Genomic DNA, 2,897 nt, shown 5'->3' with positions numbered 1-2,897 from the left:
TGCTTGTCTGGTGCACGTCGGCCGGGGTAACTCCTGCTGATGCCGCACTCGATGACTTCCTGTTTGAACAAGCCAGCAGTGGTGCGTCCGCGTCGGTTCGTATACTGACCAAAATCGATCTGGGTCCTGAGTTCATTACCTCAAGTCGTGGCGCTGCTGATCACGACAAGCTGCTGCCTGTCAGTGCCGTCACAGGTCAGGGATTGCCAGAGTTTGAAGCGCAACTGAAGCACCGACTTTCGCAGAGTCACAGCCGAAACAGCCAATGGCTGGGAATGACGGCTGCTCGATGTCGAGACACGCTCGAATCACTCTCGGCGTCACTTCGCCACGCCAGTGATGCCGCCCAGCAGGAAACCGCGGGTGACGAACTGATCGCCGTCGACTTGCGACAGGCACTGGATGATCTGGGGGTCATTCTGGGAGTAGTTTATACGGACGACATTCTCGACCGTGTCTTTAGCAAGTTCTGTATTGGGAAATAACGAGTGACAGAAGATCTGCCTCAGGAAATCAAAACGGACCGCCTGCTGCTGCGTCGGTGGCGTGAATCGGATGGACCACTTTTCGCCCAGATGAATGCCGATCCGAAGGTGATGGAGTGTTTCCCGAGTCTGTTGACACGAGAGGAAAGTGACGAGTCCATGCGGCGGATCTGTGAGCATTTCGATGAGCACGGATTCGGACTGTGGGCCGTCGAAGTTCCCGGGACTGCCGAGTTCATCGGATACGTAGGGCTCAAATATCCGACATGGCAGGCCTGGTTTACTCCTTGCGTGGAAGTCGGCTGGCGAATCGACTCCCGTTACTGGGGGAATGGTTACGCCCCGGAGGCGGCCAAAGCCTCATTGGAATTTGCGTTTCACGCTGCGGGACTGAAGGAAATTTACTCTTTCACCGTTCCGCATAATCTGCGCTCGCGCCGAGTGATGGAAAAGATTGGGATGACCCACATGCAGGAGCACGACTTCGCTCATCCGATCCTGGCACCTGACCATCCGCTGTCGCGTCATGTCCTGTATCGAATTTCGCGCAGCGACTTCGCGCGATCCTGAATCGGACAGGGGGTTCTCTGAGGACCCCCGAGGAACGCCGTCAGATGACGCTCCCGGTCATAGCTGATAAAACAGCCACTTCAGCACAGCATCAGCGAATGGGATAGCAACCACGAAGATCTAACAGCGAGAACTCGAATGGACTTGAAGCTAATTGTGTGTGGACTGATCGTCATGACCGCATCTTCGGTTGAAGCTCAACGGATCGTCGCCCATCGCGGGGCATCAAATGATGCTCCAGAGAATACGTTGGCTGCGTTTCAGCTGGCCTGGGAACAAGGTGCCGATGCGATCGAGGGGGATTTCTATCTGACGCAGGATCAGCAGATCGTCTGCATCCATGATGACAAGACGAAGCGCACCAGCGGCGAGGACTACATCGTTTCCAAGTCGACGTTCGACGCGCTGCGCAAGCTGGATGTCGGGCGGTGGAAAGATCCCCGTTTTACCGGTGAGAAAATTCCGACATTGTCAGAAGTCCTCGCCACGATTCCTCCTGGTAAGCAAATTTATATCGAAGTCAAATGCGGTCCTGAGATTGTTCCCTTTCTGTTACCCGTCCTGAAGCAGTCTGGACTGAGCCCCGAGCAGACAGTGGTCATCAGCTTCAATCAACAAGTCATCGCAGAGACGCGTCGCCAGATTCCGGAAATCCAGGCCTACTGGCTCGTCGGCTTCCGTCAGAACAAGGAGACGAAGGTTTCGGAGCCGTCTCTCGAATCCATCCTGCAGACCGCAGCCGAAATTCAGACGCAGGGAATCGATCTGCAGGCGAATAGGGATCGGCTGAATGACGACTTTGTCAAGCAGCTTCGTGATCGCAAGCTAAGCTTTCATGTCTGGACCGTGAACGCGCCTGCGGATGCACTTCACTTCCAGAAACTGGGGGTCGACTCGATCACGACGGACCGACCCGCGTATCTGCGGCAGGAACTGAACCTGCAGAAGAACTGAGAAGGAGCCACGGCCGAAGTCGGATCAGGCGGAAAATCGAATTGGATCGCCGTAGTAAATGTTATGCGGCCTATCCAGGTCGTCCTTCCAGACGGCTGTGTCGGGAATTCCCAGTGCATGGTAAATCGTCGCGGCCAGATTCTCGGGCGTCTGGGGTTCACTGACGGGGTAGGCTCCGTTCTTGTCGGAGGCTCCGACGATCTGACCCCCTGTGATACCTCCGCCAGCAACGAAGACGGTCTGGACCGCTCCCCAGTGGTCTCGACCTGCCTTCGCACCGGGACTGCGATTTTGCGATTGAACTTTGGGAGTGCGGCCCATTTCCCCGAGCATCACAACCAGTGTCTCATCAAGCATCCCTAACGAGTTCAGGTCCTCGAGCAGGGCTGAAACTGCTTTATCAGTGGGCGGAAGAAGGCAATCCTTTAACAGCACAAAGTTGTTGTCATGAGTGTCCCACGACTCATTGTTACCGAGGTTGACCTGAACGAGATTAACGCCCGACTGAACCAGTTGCCGAGCCATCAGCAGCGACCATCCAAACGAGTTGCGTCCATAACGATCGAGCACCTGAGGGTCGGCGCGATGCACATCGAATGCACGCTGCACGCTGGCATCGGTGAGCAGCGAAATGGCCGCTTCACGATGCCGGTCGAATGATTCAGTTGCCGCTGCCCGTTCGAGGTCGCTGCGCTGGCGATCGAGGATTCCCAGCAGGTGGTTCCGGTCAGACAAACGGCCCCGGTTGAGACCTTCCGGCAGGTTCAGGTTCGGTGACTGAAAAGTGAGCTTCGGATTCGATTCACGCCCCCTGACAAAATGGAATTCGTATTCGGGATAGGCTCCATACGACTTCGGGTTGTAGGGTGAGGCTTCTATGAACCAGGG

At 55.9% G+C, this 2,897-nt stretch carries 3 protein-coding genes and 1 pseudogene; 3 read left to right on the top strand and 1 reads right to left on the bottom strand.

Annotation, left to right across the window (positions count from 1 at the left end):
* The 3 genes and pseudogenes from VGE80_RS05675 to VGE80_RS05665 form a co-directional block, all read left to right on the top strand.
* Window positions 1-485 (top strand): annotated as a pseudogene (locus VGE80_RS05675) (hypothetical protein); the annotation flags it as partial.
* Window positions 486-488: 3 nt separating this feature from the next.
* Complete coding sequence (locus VGE80_RS05670) at window positions 489-1,055, top strand: GNAT family N-acetyltransferase (RefSeq protein WP_373651196.1); 567 nt, start codon at window positions 489-491, stop codon at window positions 1,053-1,055.
* Window positions 1,056-1,193: 138 nt separating this feature from the next.
* Window positions 1,194-2,009, top strand: a complete 816-nt coding sequence (locus tag VGE80_RS05665; RefSeq protein WP_440591972.1) for a glycerophosphodiester phosphodiesterase — start codon at window positions 1,194-1,196, stop codon at window positions 2,007-2,009.
* 24 nt (window positions 2,010-2,033) lie between these two features.
* Here VGE80_RS05665 and VGE80_RS05660 read toward each other — a convergent pair.
* A partial coding sequence (locus VGE80_RS05660) for a DUF1501 domain-containing protein (protein ID WP_440591971.1) occupies window positions 2,034-2,897 on the bottom strand: 864 nt, incomplete at its 5' end.

Source organism: Schlesneria sp., assembly GCF_036405755.1.
Lineage (GTDB): Bacteria > Planctomycetota > Planctomycetia > Planctomycetales > Planctomycetaceae > Schlesneria > Schlesneria sphaerica.
This window is presented reverse-complemented; position numbering and strand designations above follow the sequence as displayed.